We start from the raw sequence: 20,591 nt of genomic DNA on the forward strand, positions 1-20,591 counted from the left end.
GGTACGGTTATGGTCGCGATGAGGGTGGCCACCTTCGCCCAGTCGAACAGGATGATCGCCGACGTCATGCGCGTGGAATCGGTCATGGCCACCAACCAGATCCAGGAATCGACGGGCGTCGTCTCGACGGATTTCGGCGGCTATGGCGCGGACGCCCAGCACGTCATCAACCTTCAGGTCTCGGTGACGCGCGCGCAATCCTATATCGACGCGGCTACGCTCGCCGGCAGCAAGGTCCAGGTGATGTATTCGGCGGTCGGCTCGGTGACCGACATCCTCACGCAGCTGCGCTCCCAGCTCAGCGCCGCCTCGACCGGGAGCTCGACCGAGGTGAACTCGGCGATCAGCTCAGCCCAGCAGATGCTGGAGCAGATGGGCTCGCTGATGAACACGCAGTATGATGGCCAATACGTGTTTGCCGGCGGCAAGACCGATACGGCTCCGGTCGATCTCACGAGCTTTTCGTCTGGTACTGGTTCGACCACGACTGCGGACACCAGCTACTACAAAGGCGACAGCGAGATCGCCTCGGTACGGGTTGACGCCAATGAAACCGTATCATACGGCGTCACCGCGGATAATTCGGCGTTCGAGGAGGTGATGCGCGTCCTGAAGTTCGTGGCCAACAGCACGACGCTGTCGTCTGCGGATATCACCAGCGCGCTGGATCTCGCCAGCACGGCGCTCGACGACACCGCTGCCGTGCAGGCAAAGCTGTCCGGCGCCGCGTCATCGATCGAGACCGCGAGCGCTCGCCAGGCCGACTACAAGAGTTACGCGGAGACCTTGTCGAATGACCTGACCAGCGTCGACGTCGCCGCCATTACGGCGCAGCTTTCGACTTACGAGACGCAACTCACGGCGTCCTATTCTGCTCTCGGGAAGATCTTGAGCCTGAATCTTGCGAGTTATCTGAAGTGAACAAGGGCCGGGTTCGTTCGGTAATAGAGGGAGTCGCTGGGGCTCGACCGGATGGTCCGGAACCCTTCCAGGGGAGTCAGATCGAATACCCGATGAGCAAATGGGAATCCAAATGAAAAATGTAAGCCGATCCGCTCGGGCCGGAGGCTGATCAAAAAAGAAGGCTCTCTCGACCAGAAACTGGTCGATCGCACATTGGCGCTGATGTGGAGTTCTGCTGCTTCACAGGCAGTTGCATCCGCACGATTAACCCATGCGGCTTGCGGTCGTGCAGCGACAGCTCGCCGCCATGGGCGATCGCGATCGCACGCGCGATCGAGAGGCCGAGCCCGAAGCCGGTGGAGTCGTCCATGGTGCGCGCATTGTCGCCGCGCACGAACGGCTCCAGCATCTCCTGCTTGCGTGCATCCGAAATGCCGGGACCGTCGTCCTCGACGTCGATGACGAGCCCTGTGCCCGATATCTTGAGACGGATCTTCACTTCTGCGCCGAATCGGACCGCGTTCTCGACGAGGTTGGTGACGGCGCGATGCAAGTCGTCGGCCCGTACGACGACGCTCGCGGAAGCTGGCCCGTCATAATACACGACATGGCCCATGTCGCCGAACTGGTCGGCGACGAGCTGCAGTGTGCTCGCGATATCGACTAGCGTCACGGCTTCGATCTTGCGGTCGTCGCGCAAGAGCGAAAGGACCGATTCGAGCATTGAGCGCATCTGGTCGAGGTCGATCAGCATGTGCTTGCGGTTGCCCTCGTCCTCGATGAATTCGGCGCGCAGGCGCAGCCGCGTGATCGGCGTACGCAGGTCGTGGCTGATCGCGGCCAGCATCCGCGTGCGATCCGACATCAGCCGCGCGATCCGTTCCTGCATGCGGTTGAGTGCGCGCGCCACCGCGCGGATCTCCTCTGGGCCGCGCTCGGGCAGCGGTTCGGCGGTGCCGTCGAGGCTGAAATTCTCCGCCGCCTCGGCAAAGGACGACAGCGGCCGCGTCAGCGCGCGCGCCGCCCACAGGCCGAGCACGGTGACGCAGATGAAGGTGCTCATCAGCGCCATCAGCCAGGGTCCGCCCCAGAACCGCGGTCGCGGGCCGCCATCGGCATGGCCCGCAATCACGGTACCGTCGGGCAGTTGCACGCCGATACGGGGCTCGATGCCGCCTGAAGCCAGCAGTCCCGTATTGTAGGCGCGGCCGAGATGGCGATGCATCGCGCGCAGCGGCAGGCTGTCGCTCTCCTCGAGATTTGCCGTGGCGGGCGCCAGCATCTCGATGCCGAGCCCGGGGAAGGCGCGCGCAAGATCGGCAAGCAGGCGCGGACGCTCGCTCGCCTCCGCGGCACCAAGCAGCAGTGCGGCATCGGCCAGTTGATGCGCCCCTTCAGGCGAGGCGTCAGGGCGGTCCGGCCGGCTGATCAGAAAGGCGGTGGTGACGACGAGATGGAGCGCGACGGTCGAGGCCAGCACCAGCGCGGCGATCTGCCCGCCGATGCCCTTGAGGTGGAGGAACGAGAACGGCTTCATCGTCTCCCCGTCAGCTGCTCAGGGGCCTTGCGACCGCCTCGGGGCTTGCTGCCTCAGTTCCCGCGAGCTCGATTCGTGGTGTGAACAGATAACCGCCCGAGCGCACCGTCTTGATGATGGTAGGATCGGCCGGATTGGGCTCGATCTTGCGCCGGATGCGGCTGACCAGCACGTCGATGGAGCGCTCGAACGAGCCGGCGTTGCGGCCCTGCGTGAGGTCGAGCAGGCTGTCGCGTGATAGCACGCGGCCGGGCCGTTCGCAGAACGTCCTGAGCAGATCGAACTCGGCGCTGGTTACCGCGACGCGCGCGCCGTCCGGATTGCGCAATTCGCGCAGCCGCAGATCGATGCGCCAGCCTTCGAAGGCAAGCGTGCTTGCGCCTTGGACCGCGCTGGCCGCTTGCGCGGCGGCTTGGCGGCGAAGCACTGCGTTGATGCGGGCGAGCAGCTCCCGCGGGTTAAAGGGTTTGGGCAGATAGTCGTCCGCGCCCATCTCGAGACCAACGATGCGATCGACGTCTTCGCCGCGCGCGGTCAGCATGATGATCGGCGTCTGCGATTCGGCGCGAACCCTGCGGCAAAGGCTAAGGCCGTCCTCCCCCGGCAGCATGACATCGAGGATGATGAGGTCGACGCGGTGATCGGTCATGGCGCGGGACATCTCGCGGCCGTCGCTCACGGCTGTGACGTTGCAGGCGTTGTTGCGCAGGTACTTCGCAATCAACGTCCGGGTTTCGCGGTCGTCCTCGACGACGAGGATGTTGGGATTGAGAATGGCCATGTGACTTGTTTGTCCAAGATTCGGACCAAATGGCGGAGATTTTTGTTTCAGATTGTTTCTGGACGCGATCTCGACAGGCCCGGCAATGCCGGGCCGTGGAACGGCAAGGTGTCGTTGAGAGGCCTAACGATACGGTGCCGCTATCGACCAAGAAACGCCGCATACCCAATAGCGCCCATCATGACTTCGATTCCGGCGGCTTCCGCCGGTTTGGGCTGTCGGGAGAAGCTCATGATGTCTAGTGGATGAAAGTGCCGCCGAGGTGGTAGGCGTGATCGGCCTGGAGTTCGCCTTCGACCTACCGTGCAAGGGCTTTCTTCAACGTTGCGCCAATGTACTACAACCGGAACGCATCTGGCGATGCGTCCAACCTCTTCCCGCACGCGGAGCGAACTGCAATAGGTAACGCGATCCGCTTCAGCGGCGTGGTGTTGGCGGTCTTGGCATTGAAGTCCGCGCCGCGGCCGGGAACGAAGGCGGTGTCGACCACGCCGGGCGCGACCGCGAGCACCCGCACCTCGGGCCCAGCACGCGAGCGCGCGACTTCGTCATGCTGGCATTGCCCGGTGCACCGCCGCAGAAATTGTGGCAGCAAAATCAACGGGCGCGTCGTAGTTGTGACATTGTAGAATCGCCTCTCACCGCGGGGTACGCCGCCGGCCTACTGGAATAGCCGAGCGCAGCGCCGATGGCTCTGGCTGCCTCCATCACGTGAACCGAATATTCCTTGATCTGCTTGCGCTTGATGCGGCTGTCGGGGCCCGACATGCCGATCGCTCCGACGAGTTCGCCCGAACGGCCGAGGATCGCGCAAGCGCAGGCCGCGATGCCCTCGCGCCATTCGCCGTGCAGCACGGAAGAATAGCCCTGCGCGCGCGCCAGATCGATGTCCTCCCGCAGTTCCTCGATCGTTGTTCGCGTCGATTCCGTGTAACGCCTGAGATGCGGGCGAAATCGTTCCAGATAGTCATCGGGCATATGCGCGAGCATCGCCTTTCCGGTCGCCATGGTGAAGGCGGGGGCGCGCATCCCCACGCTCGTATGAGCGCGGATGTGGTGAGCGCTTTCGATCTTGTCGACGTAGACGACGTCGGTGTCCTCGAGCACCGACAGATGGATGGTTTCGCCGGTGATCTCGGCAAGCTTCGTCATTGCCGGTCGCGCGATGTTGATGAGATCCATCCGGTGGATGACGTGGCTGCCGAGCGCCCAGATCTTGGTCGTGAGCTCGTAGGTGCTATGCGGGGGGATCTGGCGCACATAGCCCTGGGACTGCAACGTCATCAACAGCCGATGCACGTTGCTCTTGGTGAGCTTCAGCTCGCTCGCGAGATCCGTGACCCCGCGGGGCTGCTCGCTCAGAGCAAGTGCTTCCAGGAGACGCAGCCCTTTAGTAAAAGCCTTATCCATCCACCAGCCAAAGTAGAATGATCTTTCACAGCGTCTAGCATGGTCGCGCGATCCGCAACAGCCCGCGTGTGGGGATCGGCCCCGGTCCGTTCGGATCGGGGCCGATCAGCCTGCCTACTGGGCCAGCAAGGCGTTCAGCTTCTCCTGCCCGTACTCTTCATTGGTGGATTTTCCGGCCGGCGAAGCCGCGCCCCAATAATCCGGGCTCCATTCGATCGCCTTCGAGACGTTGTCCGGGTTGTTGGCCCAGTAGCGCGCGAGCTTCTTGTCGGTCGCGGCCTCGAACACGACCTGGGAGGGAAGGGCGACCGGGAAGGTCGAGGTGAGTTGCGCCGCGCGCTTGGGTTCGAGCCGCCAGGACAACAGCTTCAGCGCGTTATCATAGTTCGGCGCTCCCTTTGGGATCGAGAAGAAGTCGTAGTAGATGAAGCCCTGATTGAAGGTCAGCTCGATCGGGGCGCCCTCCAGGGCGAGCTTGCTCATCGAGCCGGTGTAGGCCATGCACATGTCGGCCTCGCCATCGAGCAGGAGCTGCGGCGGCTGAGCGGACGTCGTCCACCATTTGGCGATGTGCGGCTTGATTTCCTTGACCTTCTTCAACGCCCGCTCCATGTCGATCGGATAGAGCTTGCTCTTCTCCACGCCGTCGGCCATCAGCGCCGCCTCGAATACGAAACGCGGCCAGGCGGGCATGCAGCGCCGGCCGGGAAACTTCTTCACATCCCAGAAGTCGGCCCAGCTGGTCGGTACGTTCTCGCCCTTGTACTTGTCCTTGTTGTAGACGAGGCCGACGCCAATCACCTGCAAGGCCACGCCCTTCTTGCGCTTCAAATTGTCCGGCATTGCCGCCAGCGTCTGCTTCGCCGCGTCGGACAGCTTGGAATAGTCGATGTCGGCCAGACAGCAATCGCCGAGCAGCTTGGTCTCCTGGTCGAAGATGAACGTCAGGTCCCATTGCGCCTTGCCGGCTTCGGCCTGGGCCTTGATGCGTGGGCCGCTGCGGGCCTCCTGGACGGTGACCACCTTGATGCCGGTCTCCTTCTCGAAGGGGTCGTACATGACCTTGCGCAATGCATCGCCATAACCGCCGCCCGGGTCCTGCATGATCACGACGTTGCTCTGCGCTTGAGCCAGACCTGTCCCCATCGCGACGAACAGGGCCGAGGCCAGCACGGAAGCCGATAGTCGCAAGCGTTTCATTCCCAGCATTTTCTCTTCCTCCAGTTGAAACTTGATCTGCGTCACGTTGCCTTCCGCGACGTGGCGAGAACCGGTCGTGCAAGAGCTAGCCCGGCGACCACCAGCAGCACCTCCAGCGTCGAGACCACGGCCAGCACCGGATTGAGCCGATAATTGACGTCACCCCACAGCATGAGTGGGAGCGTCTTCAGCTCCGCGCTCGACAGGAACAGCGTCAGCACCAACTCGTCGAACGAATGCAGGAAGGCGAAGAATGTCGCCGCAGCCAGGCCCGGCATGATGGCCGGCAGAGTCACCAGGCGGAACACCGTCAGGGACGACGCGCCATGGACGGAAGCCGCCTGTTCGAGCCTGGTATCGACGCCTTGAAGCGATGCGGACAGGATCACCACGACGAGGGGAAGGCCGCCGATCGCATGTGCCGCGGCAAGGCCGAAGACGGAGCCGACCAGGTCGAAACGCAGGAACAGGCTATAGAGCGACAGGCCGAGCACGACCGGAGGCACGATGATCGGACTTACGAGCAGCAGCATGATGGTGGACTTGCCGCGAATGCTGCTCCTGACGATGCCGAGGGCGGCCGACGCGCCCAGCACGATCGCGATTCCCGCCGACATCGCCGCAACCACCAACGAGGTCCAGAACGCCCGCATCCAGTTCGAATCGGAAAAGAACTGATCGTACCAGCGCAAAGAGAAGCCCGGCGGCGGAAAGGTCAGATAGCTTGCGCTGCTGAAGGAAATGATCATCACCACGATGATCGGCAGGATGAGAATGGCAATGACCAGTCCGCCCATGAGGCGGACAGTCCAGGTCCCGAAGCTCGCCGGCAACCGCCCGAACAGCCTCAGAAGCGGCCAACCGATCACGTCGGCAGCTGAGGCGCCGAGACTGCGGCGGCTGGCATCGATAGCGTGGCGGTCTGTCGTCCTCGGTGTGGCCTCCGTCAGCTTGCGGCCGCCCCAGATGAACTCGAATCCGAGGAAGCGTCCGGCCACCGCGACCACGGCCAAAGTGATCGTCAGCAGCACCACACCCAACGCCTGCAGGAATCCCTCCGAGGTGACCGAGTCCGCCTGCTGGGTGATATGCATGGCAAACATCTGGTCGCCGGGACCACCGAGCAGGGTCGGCGTAATGAAGAATCCGATGGCGGCGACGAAGACGAGCAGGAAGCCGGCACCCATGCCGGGCAAGGTCAGGGGCAACATCACGCGCCAGAAAGCCGCAATGGGCCCGGCGCCGCTGGCCAGTGCCGCGCGCGTCAGGCTTTGATCGAGCCGCGCCACGCTGGAATAGATCGTCAGCACCATCAACGGCAGAAGCACCGCCGTCATGCCAAGAAGCACCGTGCCGCGATTGAACAGAAGCTGCACGGGCTCGCTCAATATGCCGATCGACACCAGCATCTTGTTGACCGGCCCGTTGCGGCCGAGCAGGACCATCCAGGCGTAGGTCCGGATCAGGATGGCGATGAAATAGGGCAGCACGATCGCGGTCGCGATCATGACCTGCGCTATGCCGCGACTGCGGTGAATGAGCAGCGCCGTCGGATATCCGAACAGCAGGCACAGGCACGCAACGGTGACTGAGATCTGCATCGTGCGGACGAGCGAATCCCAATAGAGTGGTATCGCGAACACCCGCTCGAAGTAGGACGTCCAAGACGGCCCGCTCACGCTGATACGCATGAGATCGATCAGCGGCAGCAAGTAGATGAAGGCCAGGAAGGCGAGCGCAGGTAGGAGCAGCAGCGCCGGGTCCTTCAACTTCCTCACGAGATCGAGATTCGCGGGACGGTCTGCCTGGAGGCCGATCGATGCCGAGTTCATGCAAGCACCCAGCAGTCCGCGGCGCCCCAGCTCACATGCAGACGATCCCCGACGTTCGGCAATGGCCGGTCGGCCATGTCGGTGCACCGGATCAGGAGCGGATCTCCACCCTCCATTTGCGCCTCGATCCGCAGGATCTCGCCGAGGAAGATCGCAGACGTGACGCTGACGGGCGTCGAGTTGGCACTCGGCTCGTTCGACACGGCGATGCGTTCCGGACGCACGAGCACCGTTGCGCGCCCAACGTCGATCGTGTCCCGGCTTTCGGCGCTGAACACGTATCCTGCGCGATTCTTCATCGTCAGCGTCGAGCCGCGCTTCTGCAGAATCTCGGCCTCGATCAGATTGCTCTCGCCGACGAACGAGGCGACGAAACGATCGGTCGGATGCCGGTAGATGTCCACCGGGCGGCCGATTTGAACGATCCTGCCGGCGTTGAGTACCGCGATGCGGTCGCTCATCGTCAGGGCTTCGCCCTGGTCATGGGTGACGAACAGGATCGTGCTGCCGATGGTCCGGTGAAGGTCGCGGATCTCGATCTGGATCTGCTCGCGCAACCGCCGGTCCAGGGCGCTGAGGGGCTCGTCCATCAGCACGACCTTGGGCCTCTTGACGATCGCGCGGGCGATTGCGACGCGCTGCTGCTGCCCGCCGGACATTTGCGAAGGAGACTTCGTCGCATGCTCCGTCAGCCGCATGATCTCCAGCGTTTCGGCGACGCGTCGCTCCGCAGTCGCCCGATCGACACCGGCCATGCGAAGCGGAAACGCGACGTTCTGGCTGACCGTCATGTTCGGAAACAGCGCGTAGCTCTGGAACACCATGCCGAAGCCGCGCTTGTGCGTCGGAACGTTGTGGACAGGCTTGCCGTCGACGAGGATCTCGCCGCTGTCGAGGCTCTGGAAGCCCGCCACGAGGTTCAGCAGCGTCGTCTTTCCGCTGCCGGAAGGGCCAAGAAGCGTGATGAATTCGCCCGGCTCGATGTCGATGCTGATGCGGTCGACCGCGTGGAAGCTGCCGTATCTTTTCACTGCCTCGCGAACTGCGATGCTCGATCCGATGGCGTCGCGTTCCCGGCGGCGGCCGGTCGGCGACGTCCCAACGTTCGCATCGCCGGAGCGCATTGCGCGCAGAGCCGCGGGCTCACCCATTCTCTCCTCCCAGATTGTTCTATATTGTAGAACACTATTCCAATTATTGTTGGCGCAGCGCGCCGTCTTGTCAAGTCGAGCCGACCGCTCGCGGAACAATGGCGCCCCGCTGCGGCCCATGCGGAGGCGAGATCCCCTGTAGCCAAAGGCTTCGCCGACCAAGTCAGATTGACAGTGTCGTCCGGATCCGCCTAACATAAACGTGGAATAGCGTTCTACAATATAGAACAAGACGGGAGGATTATGGTGTTGAGCGAGCCTCGCGCAATGGCGAAGCACATCGAGCCGGGCATGCGTGTAGCGCTCCCGGTCGACTACGCCGGCGTCTCCATGGCGATGACGCGGCCCATCATCGAGCATGGTGCGGGCAATCTCGATCTCGTCTGCGTGCCAACCGGCGGATTGCAGGTGGACCAGCTTGTCGGCGCCGGTCTTGTCCGGACCGTGGAAACCAGCGCCGTGTCGCTGGGTGAAGCCGGTGCAGCGCCCCGGTTCAACGCTGCGGTCAAGGAGGGTGCCGTTCGACTGAAGGACGCAACGTGTCCTGCCATCCATGCCGGCCTGATGGCGGCGCAGAAGGGCAGCCCCTTCATGCCGCTCCGGGGGCTGATCGGAACGGATCTGCTCCGCCATCGCGACGATTGGCGCGTCGTCGACAATCCGCTGGCGGATGGAGGCGATCCGATCGTGCTGATTCCTGCCATCAAGCCGGACCTCACGATCTTCCACGTGCCCATGGCTGATCGCTTCGGCAATGTCTGGATCGGCCGTCGACGCGAGCTCGCCGCAATGGCCTACGCTTCTCGCACCGTTCTGGTCACGGTGGAGCGAATCGTCGAGCAAAATCTGCTTGCCGACGAGATGAGCGCTGCCGGCGTGCTGCCGGCACTCTACGTCACGGCAGTTGCGCGCGCCCCGAAGGGGGCGTGGCCCTACGGTCTGTGGGGTGAATATCCGGCCGACAGCGCGGAGATCGCGCGCTATGCCAAGGCCGCGCGAACGGCGGACGGCTTCTCTGCCTATATGGCGCAGGCCCAGATGGAACCCGCGTGATGGCCGAAGTCCTCCCCCGCGAAGTGCTGATTTGCACGATCGCGCGGCTGCTCGACGGGGTCAGGCACGTCGCCGTAGGCGCCTCCTCTCCGATTCCTGCCGCCGGCGCGATGCTGCTGCGTGCCATGAAGGAAGCGGGCGGCGCTGTCGGTCCACGCATCTCCATTCTCGGCTCTGTCGAGCATAATTTCTTCACCAACGGTTCGGCGGAGCTGTTCGATTGTGCCGGTCAGGGCCGGATCGATGCGTTCTTCCTCGGTGGCGGACAGATCGACGGCTTCGGCAACGTGAACCTCGTCGGCACCGGTGATTATCCGCGCTCCAGCGTGCGCTGGCCCGGCTCGTTCGGGTCGGCCTATCTCTACTTCGTCGTGCCGCGGGTCATTCTCTTCCGCGAGGAGCATACGCCCCGTGTCTTCGTCGAGCACGTGGACTTCATCAGCGCGCCGGGCGTCAGTCCCGAGGGGGTCTTCCGGAGCGGCGGCCCCATTGCCCTCCTGACCGGCAAGGGACTCTTCCGCTTCGACAAGACGCGGCCGGGGTTCGACCTGGAGAGCGTCCATCCCGGGCACGATCTCGCGGAGATCAAGCAAGCGACAGGATTCCGGTTTGGCCATGATGCCGAGCCGCGGCAGACCCCGCTGCCCGATCGATCGACGCTCGACCTGCTCCGCGGCCGTGTGTTCGACGAACTCGCCGAGACCTATCCCGAATTCGCCGCGCAGATGCGGCGCGATCTCGCGGCGGTCGACGCATGAGCAGGATCAAGCGGATTCCGCATTGCAGCCATTGGGGTGCGTACACGATTCTCGTCGAGGACGATCGCATCGTCGGTGTCGAGCCGTTCGAGCACGATCCGGCACCTTCCCCGATCATCCATTCCATTGCCGAATGGGCCAATCCCGAGCGGCGCGTGCTGCGACCGATGGTTCGCTCGGGCTGGCTCGACAAGCGCGAAAAGAGCGATCGCCGCGGACGCGGCCGGGAGAAATTCGTCGCGGTCAGCTGGAACGAGGCGACGACGCTGGTCGCCGACGAAGTGCGCCGCGTTGCCGGTACGTTCGGCAACGCGTCGATCTTCGCGGGTTCCTATGGTTGGACCAATTCCGGCCGCCTGCATCATGCTTCCTCGCTTCTGAAGCGCATGCTCAATCTGGTGGGCGGCTTCACCAGGCACGTCGACACCTATTCGATCGCGGCAGGTCCCGTGATCCTGCGCCACACGCTCGGCAGCGACGACGCATGCGGCGGCCACGCCAATACGCTCGACACGATCGCGCAGCACACCGAGACGCTGGTGGTGTTCGGTGCTCTCTCGCCGCGAACCGCGCAAAACGAGGCCGGAGGAATTGGCAGCCATCGCCTCGAGACTTATCTCAGGAAAATCGTCGGACGCGGCGTCAAGGTCATCCACGTCTCGCCGCTGAAGGACGACCTGCCGGAGTGGGTCGATGCCGAATGGTGGCCGATCCGGCCGAACACGGATGCTGCGCTGATGCTCGGGCTTGCCGGCGAGATCGTGAAGGCGGGCCGGCACGATGCGGATTTCCTGGCGCGCTGCACCAGCGGCGCGGATCGTCTGCTTGGCTACCTGGAAGGCAAGCCGGATGGCGTGCGCAAGGAGGCTGCGTGGGCCGCGAACATCTGCGGCCTCGATGCGGACAGGATCGCGGCGCTGGCTAGCCGCCTGGTCGACACGCGGAGCATGCTGACGGTGAGCTGGAGCCTGCAGCGTGCACATCACGGCGAACAGCCGTTCTGGGCGGCGCTCGGACTTGCATCGGTTGTCGGCCAGATCGGGTTGCCGGGCGGCGGCGTCGGCTACGGCTACGCCTCCCTGGGCGGCGTCGGGGCACCGCTCAACCTTGGTCGCTCTCCTGCCATTTCACAGCTGACGAGACCGATCGACAGCTTCATTCCGGTGGCGCGGATCAGCGACATGCTGCTCAATCCCGGCAAGCCGTTCAGCTACGAAGGCGAGATCCGCACCTATCCGGATACGAGGCTGGTGTATTGGGCGGGCGGCAATCCCTACCATCATCACCAGGACCTCAATCGCCTGTCGGAAGCCTGGACGAGGCCCGAAACGATCATCGTGCAGGACCCGATGTTCACGGCGACGGCCCAGCGGGCCGACATCGTGCTGCCGGCAACCACATCGATCGAGCGCAACGATCTTGCCGGCAATAGGCGCTCGGATTTCATCCTGGCGATGAAGAAGGCGATCGAGCCGCTGGGCCAATCCCGCTCCGACTTCGAGATCTTCAATGCGATCGCAGGCAGGCTCGGGGTGGCCGATCGGTTCAACGAAGGCCGGGACGAAATGGGCTGGGTCCGCCATCTCTATGAAGCCTGCCGCAGCGACGCCTCGCAGCGCTTCGGCTTCGCGATGCCGGATTTCGATGCGTTCTGGGAGGCCGGCTATGCCCGCTGCCCGGTCAAAGCAGGGCATACGTTCCTGTCCGACTTCCGCAACGAGCCCGAGGCGCATCCACTCAGAACCGAGAGTGGAAAGATCGTCCTCGGCAGCGAGACGTTGGCCAGGCTGGACTATGCCGATTGCCGCCCGCATCCCGCGTGGATCGAGCCGGCTGAATGGCTGGGCAACGCCGCCGAGGCGGGCCAGATGCACCTCATCTCGCACCAGCCGGCCGGCCGTCTTCACAGCCAGCTCGAAACCGGCGCATCGAGCCGGGCCATGAAACGCAATGGCCGTGAACAGGCTCGCCTTCATCCTGACGACGCGGCCGCACTCGGCATCGCCGACGGCCGGACGATCCGCATCTGGAACCGCCGTGGCGAGTGCCTCGCGACGGCAGAGGTCACCGACAAGGTCCGTCAAGGCGTGCTGGTGCTTCCGACCGGCGCCTGGTTCACGCCGACCGGCAATAGCGGTCTGGAGGTCGCGGGCAATCCGAACGTGCTCACGCTCGATATCGGCACATCCCAATTCGGCCAGGGCTGCTCGGCCCATACCTGCCTGGTGCGGGTCGAGCCCTACGCCGCCGATCGGCGCGATGCGTTCGAGGCCTATCAAGAAACGCTCGTCGCGCTTGCGGCAGTCTAACAGGAGCTTGCAACATGTCTGCGCCCGCCATCAGTCGCTTTCCCGTTCCCGACATCGCGACGCTGCCGGAGGATATCCGCTCGCGGATCGAGGCGGTTCAGGAGAAGTCCGGCTTCGTCCCCAACGTCTTTCTGACGCTCGCGCATCGTCCTGACGAGTTCCGGGCCTTCTTCGCCTATCACGACGCTCTGATGGACAAGCCCGGGCCGATCACCAAGGCCGAGCGCGAGATGATCGTGGTCGCGACCAGCAGCGCCAATCAATGCCAGTATTGTGTCGTCGCACACGGCGCCATCCTGCGCGTACGCGCGAAGAATCCGCTGATCGCGGATCAGGTCGCCGCCAATTATCGCAAGGCCGATATCACCGCGCGGCAACGGGCGATGCTCGATTTCGCGATGAAGGTCTCGGCGCGCGCCTATGAGGTGGACGACTCTGACGTCCGGGATCTCAAAGGACACGGATTCACCGAGGAGGACGTCTGGGACATCGCGGCCATCGCTGCCTTCTTCGGCATGTCGAACCGTCTCGCCAACGTCACCAGCATGCGTCCGAACGACGAATTCTTTGCGATGGGCCGCTGAGCGCCGCGAACGAGAACTGCAATGGTATCGCTGGTCATCGACAGGCGCTTCCGGGGCCCGCCCAATTCCGGCAACGGAGGCTATGTGTGCGGATGTCTCGCAAGGCACGTTGCCGGAGACGCCGAAGTGACGTTGCGCGCGCCGCCGCCGCTGGAGCGGCCGCTCGACGTGCGGACGGGAAGCGACGGCGGGATCGAGCTGTATGACAACGGCAGGCTGCTCGCGGCGGCGCATGCCGGGGGCGTCGATGTGACGGATGTTCCCAGGGTGAGCTATGCGGCGGCCGAAGAAGCGGTTGGCAGAACACCCTATGACGAGCGGACCCACAACCTTCCGGGATGTTTCGTCTGCGGCCCCGCACGTGGCCATGGCGACGGTCTCCGGATCTTCGCAGGTCCGCTGCAGGCGGGGGCAGTGCCGGGCAAGCCCGTCGTGTTCGCGGCCTCCTGGGTACCTCACGGCAGTCTGTCCGGCGAGGACGGCTATGTCGCGTCCGAATTCGTCTGGGCCGCCCTCGATTGCCCGACCGGCTATTGCAGCGTGGGCGCCCGTCATCTCGGATTGAATGGTGACGAAACGGTCCTGCTCGGACGCATGGCCGCACGGATCAAGCGCCGGCCGCGCCCGGAAGATCGATGTGTGGTGGTGGCGTGGCCGACCGGGCGGGAAGGCCGCAAGCTCTTTGCTAAGAGCGCTTTGTTGAGCCCGGAACAGGAAGTGTTGGCGATGGCACGAACCACGTGGCTGCTGGTCGACCGCCAGGTTCAGCTCGGAGCAACGACATGAACGAGAGTCGGAACAGCGCATGACCAGTCGCGAAACAGAGCTCGAGCTTCGTCAGTCCGTCATCGACGCATGTCGTGAGATGGCGGCGCAAGGTATCAACCAGGGAACGTCCGGAAACATCAGCGTCCGAACCGACGACGGCATGCTGTTGACGCCGTCCGGTCTTCCCTACGACCGCATGAGGCCCGAGGACATCGTGGCCATGAAGTGGGACGGCTCGTGGAGCGCGCCGGCCGGCAACGTTCCGTCGACGGAATGGCGTTTTCACCTCGACATCCTGAAGTCGAAACCGGAGGTCGGCGCCGTCGTCCACGCACATCCGATCTTCTGCACCGTCATCGCGATCATGAATCGCGCGATCCCCGCGATTCACTACATGATCGCCGCTGCTGGCGGAAACGACATTCCCTGCGCGCCCTATGCCCAATACGGCACGGCCGAACTGTCGCAGGCGGCCCTGGACGCGCTTCGCTATCGACGCGCCTGCCTGCTCGCACATCACGGGCTGATCGCCGTCGGTCCTAATTTGCGCAAGGCCTTGTGGCTCGCCGTGGAGGTCGAGGTGCTCGCCAAGCAATATCACGGCTGTCTTCAACTTGGCTCTCCTCCGCTGCTGCCGGACGAGGAGATCGACAGCATCCTGAAGCGATGGGGGCAGTACGGCCTGCGCGATAGCGACGGCGGGCCCAAGATCCCCCAGCGTCCGAGTTAGATCACGTCACAGCACCATCTGCGAGAAAACATGGCTCACTCTCACGACGTCAGCGTCTGCGGTACTTATATTCTGGATATTCTTGGCGTCCCGGTGACGGAGATTCCGCCGGGCGGCGGCCGCTTGCTGATCGAAGAAATTCGGCTCGCGGTCGCGGGCACCGCCGGCGGAACGGTCGTCCCTTGCGCGCGTCTCGGTCTGAAGGCGCTCGCGGTAGGCGCCGTCGGCTCCGACGAGAAGGCCGACTGGATGCTGAACGCGCTGGAGCGTGAAGGCATCGACATCTCTCTCATGGAGCGGATGGCCGGCAGTCCGACCTCGGCCACGATCCTGCCGATCCGGCCCGACGGCTCGCGTCCGGTCATGCACGCAAGGGGCGCTTCCGCCCGCTGGCGCATCGCACCCGAAACGCAAAGCGCCGCTTGCCGGAGCAAGATTCTGCATCTCGGCGGGGTTGGCTCCCTGCTGGCGATGGATGGAGCGCCGTCCGTCGCATTGCTGCGCGAGGCGAAGGCGGCCGGCTGCACGACGACGCTCGACCTGATCCAGGCTCGCGGCGAGACGTTGGCACTGGTCGAACCTCTGATGCCTTATGTCGACTTCTTCATGCCAAGCATTGACGAGACCCATGCGATGGTTGGGACCGCGGATCCGGCCGCATGCGCGCGCTTCTTCATCGAGAAGGGAGCCGGAGCCTGCGCTATCTCCATGGGCGCCGACGGCTCGTTCGTGATGACGCGCGACGGACGTCAGTTCACCGTACCTGCCTTCGAGGTGAAGGTTCGTGATACGTCGGGATGCGGCGATTCCTACACCGGCGGCTTCATCGCGGGTCTCGTGCGCGACTGGGATTTGCTGGACTGCGCCAGGCTTGCGACGGCGACATCCGCAATTGTCGCGACGGGTCTCGGCTCCGGCGCCAACCTCGTGTCATTTGAGGAGACCGCGAAGGCGATGAACTCGCTCCCCGTGCGCAAGCCCGCTCAGGCGTGAGCCAACCACTCATCAATACGTCAATCCGACCAATAGGGGAAAATAACATGGCCCGACATGCAATCGTTACGGGAGCAAGCCGCGGAATTGGCCGAGCAATCGCCATGGGTCTTGCCAGGCGCGGCTATGATCTCGCGCTGACCGACATCGCACCTCAGGAGAAAGTCCTGCTCGAGACCGTCGCCGATATCGCCGCGCTCGGGGGTCGTTGCATCCCGGTGCTTGGCGACGTCAGCGATCTCGGGGATTGTAAGCGGGCCATGGCGGAAGCCGTGCAGGGGCTGGGACACATCGACGTCCTCGTCAACAACGCCGGCATCCTCCGACTGGCGACGATCGACGAGCTGACCACCGAGACATGGGATCAGACATTCGCCGTGAACACGCGGGGCGTCTTCCAGATGACCCAATCCGTGGTGCCGCACATGAAGGAGCGCAAATACGGACGGATCGTCAACATCGCCTCGCTCGCGGCACGAACGGGCGGTCCGGGACAGTCCCACTACGCCGCGTCGAAGTCGGCCGTGGTCGGCTTCACCCGGGTTTCGTCCATGGAGTTCGGAGGCTTCGGCATCACGGTCAATGCCGTATGCCCGGGCATCATCGTGACCGAGATGGGGATGAACAATCTCCGTGATCCCGAGCGCGTCGCCTATTTCGAGAAGGTCACGGACTTGCACCGGCTTGGGCAGCCGGAGGACGTCGTCGGGCCCGTGGCGTTTTTCGCGTCCGATGATTCAGCGTTTGTGACAGGTCAGGCCCTCAACGTGGACGGAGGTATTTTCTACAGCTAACGCGTGCAACCCGGCGTCCCGAGCCGGCAGGCAACTCATAGGCGGATGGTCTCGTCGCCTTCGGTTGTTCAATTCGATCCGCCACCGCTGTGCGGGCGCACCAGATTGTCTGTCCAGGCCGCGGCAATGTGGGACAGGGAGAGAGTTGGCTTTTGGTCGAGGAGGAGTTCGAGCACCCGCGGCGGAGTCAATGGCAGTTCCTGGACAGGCTTTCCGGTTGCGTTGGCGACGGCACATGCGACGGCGGCCGCGACATTCAGGATCGGAACTTCGCCGGCGCCCTTCGTCCCTAGCGGTCCGATCGACGGCGCACCTTCGTACAGGTTGATATCGACCGGCAAGACATCGAGGGCCAGCGGCACGCGGTAGGTCTCGAAGCCATTTTGACAGACGCGGCCATTGCTGCCGATCGTGACTTCCTCGTGCAAGGCGTAACCCAATCCCTGAACCACGCCACCCTGGATCTGGCCATGGATCGCGCGCGGGTTCAGCGCGCGGCCAACGTCCTGGACGACGCGGTAGCTCAACACCTCGACGTGTCCTGTCTCGGTGTCGACGGCGACCTCGCAATCATGGACGGCGAAGACGGGGATGTCGATCGCGTCGATGAAATGGCCGGCGACGCAGCCGGGCATCGAGGGCACGCCAGCTCCCGTGAAGGCCCCGGTGCCGGAGATCGGACCGATCTGCGCCTGGGCACGCGTTGCGACTTCGGAGATCAGGCGGCCGGAGCCGGGCGCTCCGGCGATTTCAATCCGCCCCGATCGCATGACCAGATCCTCAGGCGCGGCCTCGATCATCTCGGAGGCGACCTTCAACAGTTTCGTGCGGACCTCTTGCGCCGCCGACAGACTGGCGGCACCGAGCGAGACAGTGGTTCGGCCGCCTCCGACACCGACATCGTAGCCGGCGGCATCGGTGTCGGCCGCGCGGACGATCACATCGTTGGGGTTGAGGCCGAGCGTGCCGGCCACGATCTGAGGCAGAGCCTGCATCATGGAGCCTGACCCGATCTCGACGCCCGATGTCACCAGCGTTGCCGTCCCGTCGGCATTCATGTTCACGGTCGCGGCGGATGGTCCGACAAAGACGAACCAGGTGCCGACAACCGTCGCGCGTCCATAGAGCCGGCCGTCGGTACGCTTGGGCGGCGTTGCGGCGGCATCGCGCAACGTATCCATCCGGTCAAGCATCGGACCGAGCACGTCGCCTTCGAACACCTGGCCGGTGGCGCCGAGATCGCCGTCGCCGAGCACGTTGCGGCGGCGGAAGGCGAGGGGGTCCATGCCGATTCTGGCCGCGATTTCGTCGGTATGCCGCTCGAGCGCGAAGGTGTTGTAGACGCCGTTGCAGGCGCGGAAAGCGCCGTTCGGGGCGGTGTTGGTATAGACCGCGCGCGAGACCAGCCGGACCGCGCCAAGAGAATAATTTCCGCCGAGCGTGTGAGCGGTCATCGTGGTCAGGAAAACCTGTTCGCCACCATACGCGCCGCAATCCATCAGGACCACGGCCTCGCGTCCGACGATCTCGCCATCGCGCGTCACCGCCGAGCGGATGCGGATGTCGGCGTTTTCGCGAAAGAGGCAGGTGAGCATCTCGTCCTCGCGCGAATTGACCAGCCGGACCGGCCGTCCGCTTGCCCGCGCGAGCAAGGCTGCAAAGGGCTCGATCGCGAGATCGAATTTGAGGCCGAAGCCGCCGCCGACCGGCGGTACGGTGACGCGAACCTGGGAGGCCGGCACGCCCAGCAGGCGTGCGGTTGCGTTGCGGATGGTCCAGGGCACCTGGGTCGACGTCTCGATGTGGAAGCGCCCGTCTTCATAACTTGCGACCACCGCGCGCGGCTCGAAGGCGACATGGTTTTGGCGGCCGACCCGGAACGAGCTTTCGATGATGTAGACATCGGGCCGGGCAAACGCGGCATCGACGTCGCCGCGAACGACGGTCGCCTCCCAGGCGACGTTGCCTCCGCGGGCCCCGCCTTCGAGCAGAACCTCGTAGTTCCGCCAGTCGGGGTGCACGAGCGGAGCGCCAGGCGCAAGCGCATCCGCCATGGTGAGAACCACGGGCAGCGGTTCGATCTCGACGTCAATTGTCGCAAGCGCGGCCCGCGCCTGCACCAGCGTGTCCGCCGCGATCGCGGCGATCGGCTCGCCGTCGTAACGGATCACGTCGCGGGCAAACAGCGGGTGGTCGGCGATGCCGATTCCGATCATGCCGGGCGCATCGGCTGCGGTGACGATGGCGCGCACACCGGGCATGCGGGCAGCCTTGGTGATGTCGAGGCGGGCGATCCGGCCCGACGGCACGCCGGCGCGCAAGATCGCCGCGTGCAGCATGCCGGGCAGGTAACGATCGATGGTGTAGCGCGTGCGGCCGCGCAGCTTGTCGGCCGCGTCGCGTCGCGCGAAATTCATGGTTGCGGAAGCGTCGGACATCTTTGCCTCTCCCGTCATGTCGTCGCAAGCGCCAGCAGTGCGGCCTCGATGATGCGTTCGTATCCGGTGCAACGGCAGATGTTGCCCGTCAGTGCAGCTCGAATGTCGTGGCGCGTTGCCCCGGGGCGGGTCGTCAGGAGATGCGTCAGGCTCACGACCATGCCGGGAAAGCACATGCCGCATTGGACTGCGTCGCAGGCCTCGAGCGCGGCCTGGATCGGGTTCAATCCGCCATTTATGGCAAGGCCTTCGACGGTGCGGATATCGCAGCCCTGGGCGAGCGCGACCGGCATCAGGCACGACGGGGTGGGATCGCCGTCGATCAACACCATGCAGGCGCCGCAAAAGCCCTCGCGACAGACGGGCTTTGCGCCTGTCAGATGGAATTCCTCGCGCAGGACGTCGACGAGAGGCGTGACAGGATCGGCAGTGGAGGTGAGGTGGTCGCCGTTGACGGTCAGGCTATGGCTCATGTTCACCCCCGACGGTTCAAGAGCCAAGCGCGGCGACTGCACGGCGGACGAGGCCGGGCAGGACGCGCGCCCGGTACCAGGCAGGCACGTCGGCACTGTCGCGGCCTGTAAATTTGTCCGCGAGCCCGGCCGCGGCCTCCGCGGCCCTCGCCGCGTTCAACGGACGTCCAACGAGCGCGGCCTCGAGGCGCTCCCATCGGCGCGCGACCGGCTCGACTGAACCGACGGCGACACGTGCCGTCTGAACGCGCTCGGCATCGTCGATGCTCACGGCGAGACTGACGATGGCAGTCGGATAGTCCCCGGCCTGCCGCAGCGGCAGGCGGGCGTGAACGGTCTTGCGCCCGCGCCGGGGCACGATGATCCTTTGGAGCAGCCGCCCGGGCGCCAGTGTCGATCTCATCCTCAGGAACTGCTCCATGCTGGTTCGCTCCGGGCCGCCTCGGCTCGCGATCTCGACGTCGGCGTCGAGGCAGAGAAGCGCGGGCACGCAATCGGCTGCGGCGAACGCCGTCGTTGCGAGATTGCCGCCGATGGTCGCCATCCCGCGGATAGCAGGATTGGCAGAGCGGCCGGCTGCCGCCGTAAGCACGTCAAACTCCGAAATTTCCGCCAGCGCTGCCGCTAGCGCGGCGTGCGTCACCGCCGCACCGATCTCGACCTCGCCGACATCGATCTTGATCGCGTGGAGCTCTGGTATCTTCCCGATCGCAACGTAACGCGACTTGAGCGGCTCATGCCGGATAGGGGCGCGCATGATCCACGTGCCACCGGCGAAGGGCGCGGCTTCAGAGCCGCCTTCGTCGAGCGCATCGAGCGCCGCCATTAGCGATGGCGCGACATAGAGGGATCCTGAAGCAAACGTCTCCATGGTGGC

General features: G+C 64.5%; 19 protein-coding genes. 9 read left to right on the forward strand and 10 right to left on the reverse strand.

Going from position 1 to position 20,591, the window contains the following annotated elements:
• The first annotated feature begins 9 nt into the window (after nt 1-9).
• Nucleotides 10-921 carry a flagellin gene (locus RX330_RS07980; protein WP_317242634.1) on the forward strand — a complete coding sequence of 304 codons (912 nt, stop codon included), beginning with the start codon at nt 10-12 and terminating at the stop codon, nt 919-921.
• A 151-nt stretch (nt 922-1,072) separates the two neighbouring features.
• Here the strand turns inward: RX330_RS07980 and RX330_RS07985 are convergent, their stop codons facing one another.
• From RX330_RS07985 to RX330_RS08015, 7 genes are all read right to left on the reverse strand, one after another.
• Complete coding sequence (locus tag RX330_RS07985) at nt 1,073-2,440, reverse strand: ATP-binding protein (RefSeq protein WP_317242635.1); 1,368 nt, start codon at nt 2,438-2,440, stop codon at nt 1,073-1,075.
• Between the two features lie 10 nt (nt 2,441-2,450).
• Nucleotides 2,451-3,221: a response regulator gene (locus RX330_RS07990; RefSeq protein ID WP_212091763.1), complete on the reverse strand. Its 771-nt coding sequence runs from the start codon at nt 3,219-3,221 to the stop codon at nt 2,451-2,453.
• Between the two features lie 337 nt (nt 3,222-3,558).
• Nucleotides 3,559-3,822, reverse strand: coding sequence for a hypothetical protein (locus RX330_RS07995; protein ID WP_317242636.1), 264 nt, complete (start codon nt 3,820-3,822; stop codon nt 3,559-3,561).
• A complete protein-coding gene (locus RX330_RS08000) occupies nt 3,819-4,631 on the reverse strand; it encodes an IclR family transcriptional regulator (RefSeq protein WP_317242637.1) in 813 nt (270 codons plus the stop codon). Before RX330_RS08000 ends, RX330_RS07995 begins: the two co-directional genes overlap by 4 nt.
• A 114-nt stretch (nt 4,632-4,745) precedes the next feature.
• Nucleotides 4,746-5,876, reverse strand: coding sequence for an extracellular solute-binding protein (locus RX330_RS08005; RefSeq protein WP_317242638.1), 1,131 nt, complete (start codon nt 5,874-5,876; stop codon nt 4,746-4,748).
• A complete protein-coding gene (locus RX330_RS08010; protein WP_317242639.1) occupies nt 5,873-7,663 on the reverse strand; it encodes an ABC transporter permease subunit in 1,791 nt (596 codons plus the stop codon). The genes RX330_RS08005 and RX330_RS08010 overlap by 4 nt, the downstream gene beginning before the upstream one ends.
• On the reverse strand, nt 7,660-8,814 hold the full coding sequence (locus RX330_RS08015; RefSeq protein ID WP_317242640.1) for an ABC transporter ATP-binding protein: 1,155 nt from the start codon (nt 8,812-8,814) through the stop codon (nt 7,660-7,662). The genes RX330_RS08010 and RX330_RS08015 overlap by 4 nt, the downstream gene beginning before the upstream one ends.
• Before the next feature lie 243 nt (nt 8,815-9,057).
• On the opposite strand from RX330_RS08015, the gene RX330_RS08020 reads away from it, so the two are divergent.
• The 8 genes from RX330_RS08020 (at nt 9,058) to RX330_RS08055 (ending at nt 16,803) form a co-directional block, all read left to right on the forward strand.
• The gene (locus RX330_RS08020) at nt 9,058-9,867 is read left to right on the forward strand and encodes a CoA transferase subunit A (protein WP_317242641.1); all 810 of its coding nucleotides are present in this window, start codon (nt 9,058-9,060) and stop codon (nt 9,865-9,867) included.
• Entirely contained in the window at nt 9,867-10,625 is a 759-nt protein-coding gene (locus RX330_RS08025) for a CoA transferase (protein WP_317242642.1), read from the forward strand. Before RX330_RS08020 ends, RX330_RS08025 begins: the two co-directional genes overlap by 1 nt.
• On the forward strand, nt 10,622-12,934 hold the full coding sequence (locus RX330_RS08030) for a molybdopterin-dependent oxidoreductase (RefSeq protein ID WP_317242643.1): 2,313 nt from the start codon (nt 10,622-10,624) through the stop codon (nt 12,932-12,934). Before RX330_RS08025 ends, RX330_RS08030 begins: the two co-directional genes overlap by 4 nt.
• A gap of 14 nt (nt 12,935-12,948) precedes the next feature.
• Entirely contained in the window at nt 12,949-13,518 is a 570-nt protein-coding gene (locus tag RX330_RS08035) for a peroxidase-related enzyme (protein WP_212091779.1), read from the forward strand.
• Between the two features lie 126 nt (nt 13,519-13,644).
• Complete coding sequence (locus tag RX330_RS08040; protein WP_317242644.1) at nt 13,645-14,304, forward strand: hypothetical protein; 660 nt, start codon at nt 13,645-13,647, stop codon at nt 14,302-14,304.
• Between the two features lie 19 nt (nt 14,305-14,323).
• Nucleotides 14,324-15,016: an L-fuculose-phosphate aldolase gene (locus tag RX330_RS08045; protein ID WP_317242645.1), complete on the forward strand. Its 693-nt coding sequence runs from the start codon at nt 14,324-14,326 to the stop codon at nt 15,014-15,016.
• Nucleotides 15,017-15,046: 30 nt separating this feature from the next.
• Nucleotides 15,047-16,009 (forward strand): carbohydrate kinase family protein, encoded by a 963-nt coding sequence (locus RX330_RS08050; protein ID WP_212091785.1) that lies wholly within the window; start codon nt 15,047-15,049, stop codon nt 16,007-16,009.
• Nucleotides 16,010-16,056: 47 nt separating this feature from the next.
• On the forward strand, nt 16,057-16,803 hold the full coding sequence (locus RX330_RS08055; protein ID WP_212091787.1) for an SDR family NAD(P)-dependent oxidoreductase: 747 nt from the start codon (nt 16,057-16,059) through the stop codon (nt 16,801-16,803).
• Between the two features lie 68 nt (nt 16,804-16,871).
• Here RX330_RS08055 and RX330_RS08060 read toward each other — a convergent pair whose 3' ends face one another.
• The 3 genes from RX330_RS08060 to RX330_RS08070 are packed head-to-tail and all read right to left on the reverse strand — an operon-like array spanning nt 16,872 to nt 20,585.
• The gene (locus RX330_RS08060; protein ID WP_317242646.1) at nt 16,872-19,241 is read right to left on the reverse strand and encodes a xanthine dehydrogenase family protein molybdopterin-binding subunit; all 2,370 of its coding nucleotides are present in this window, start codon (nt 19,239-19,241) and stop codon (nt 16,872-16,874) included.
• A gap of 14 nt (nt 19,242-19,255) precedes the next feature.
• A complete protein-coding gene (locus RX330_RS08065) occupies nt 19,256-19,714 on the reverse strand; it encodes a (2Fe-2S)-binding protein (RefSeq protein WP_212091791.1) in 459 nt (152 codons plus the stop codon).
• A gap of 16 nt (nt 19,715-19,730) precedes the next feature.
• Entirely contained in the window at nt 19,731-20,585 is an 855-nt protein-coding gene (locus tag RX330_RS08070; protein ID WP_317242648.1) for an FAD binding domain-containing protein, read from the reverse strand.
• Nucleotides 20,586-20,591 lie beyond the last annotated feature (6 nt).

It is taken from the genome of Bradyrhizobium sp. NDS-1 (genome assembly GCF_032918005.1).
Classification (GTDB): domain Bacteria; phylum Pseudomonadota; class Alphaproteobacteria; order Rhizobiales; family Xanthobacteraceae; genus Bradyrhizobium; species Bradyrhizobium tunisiense.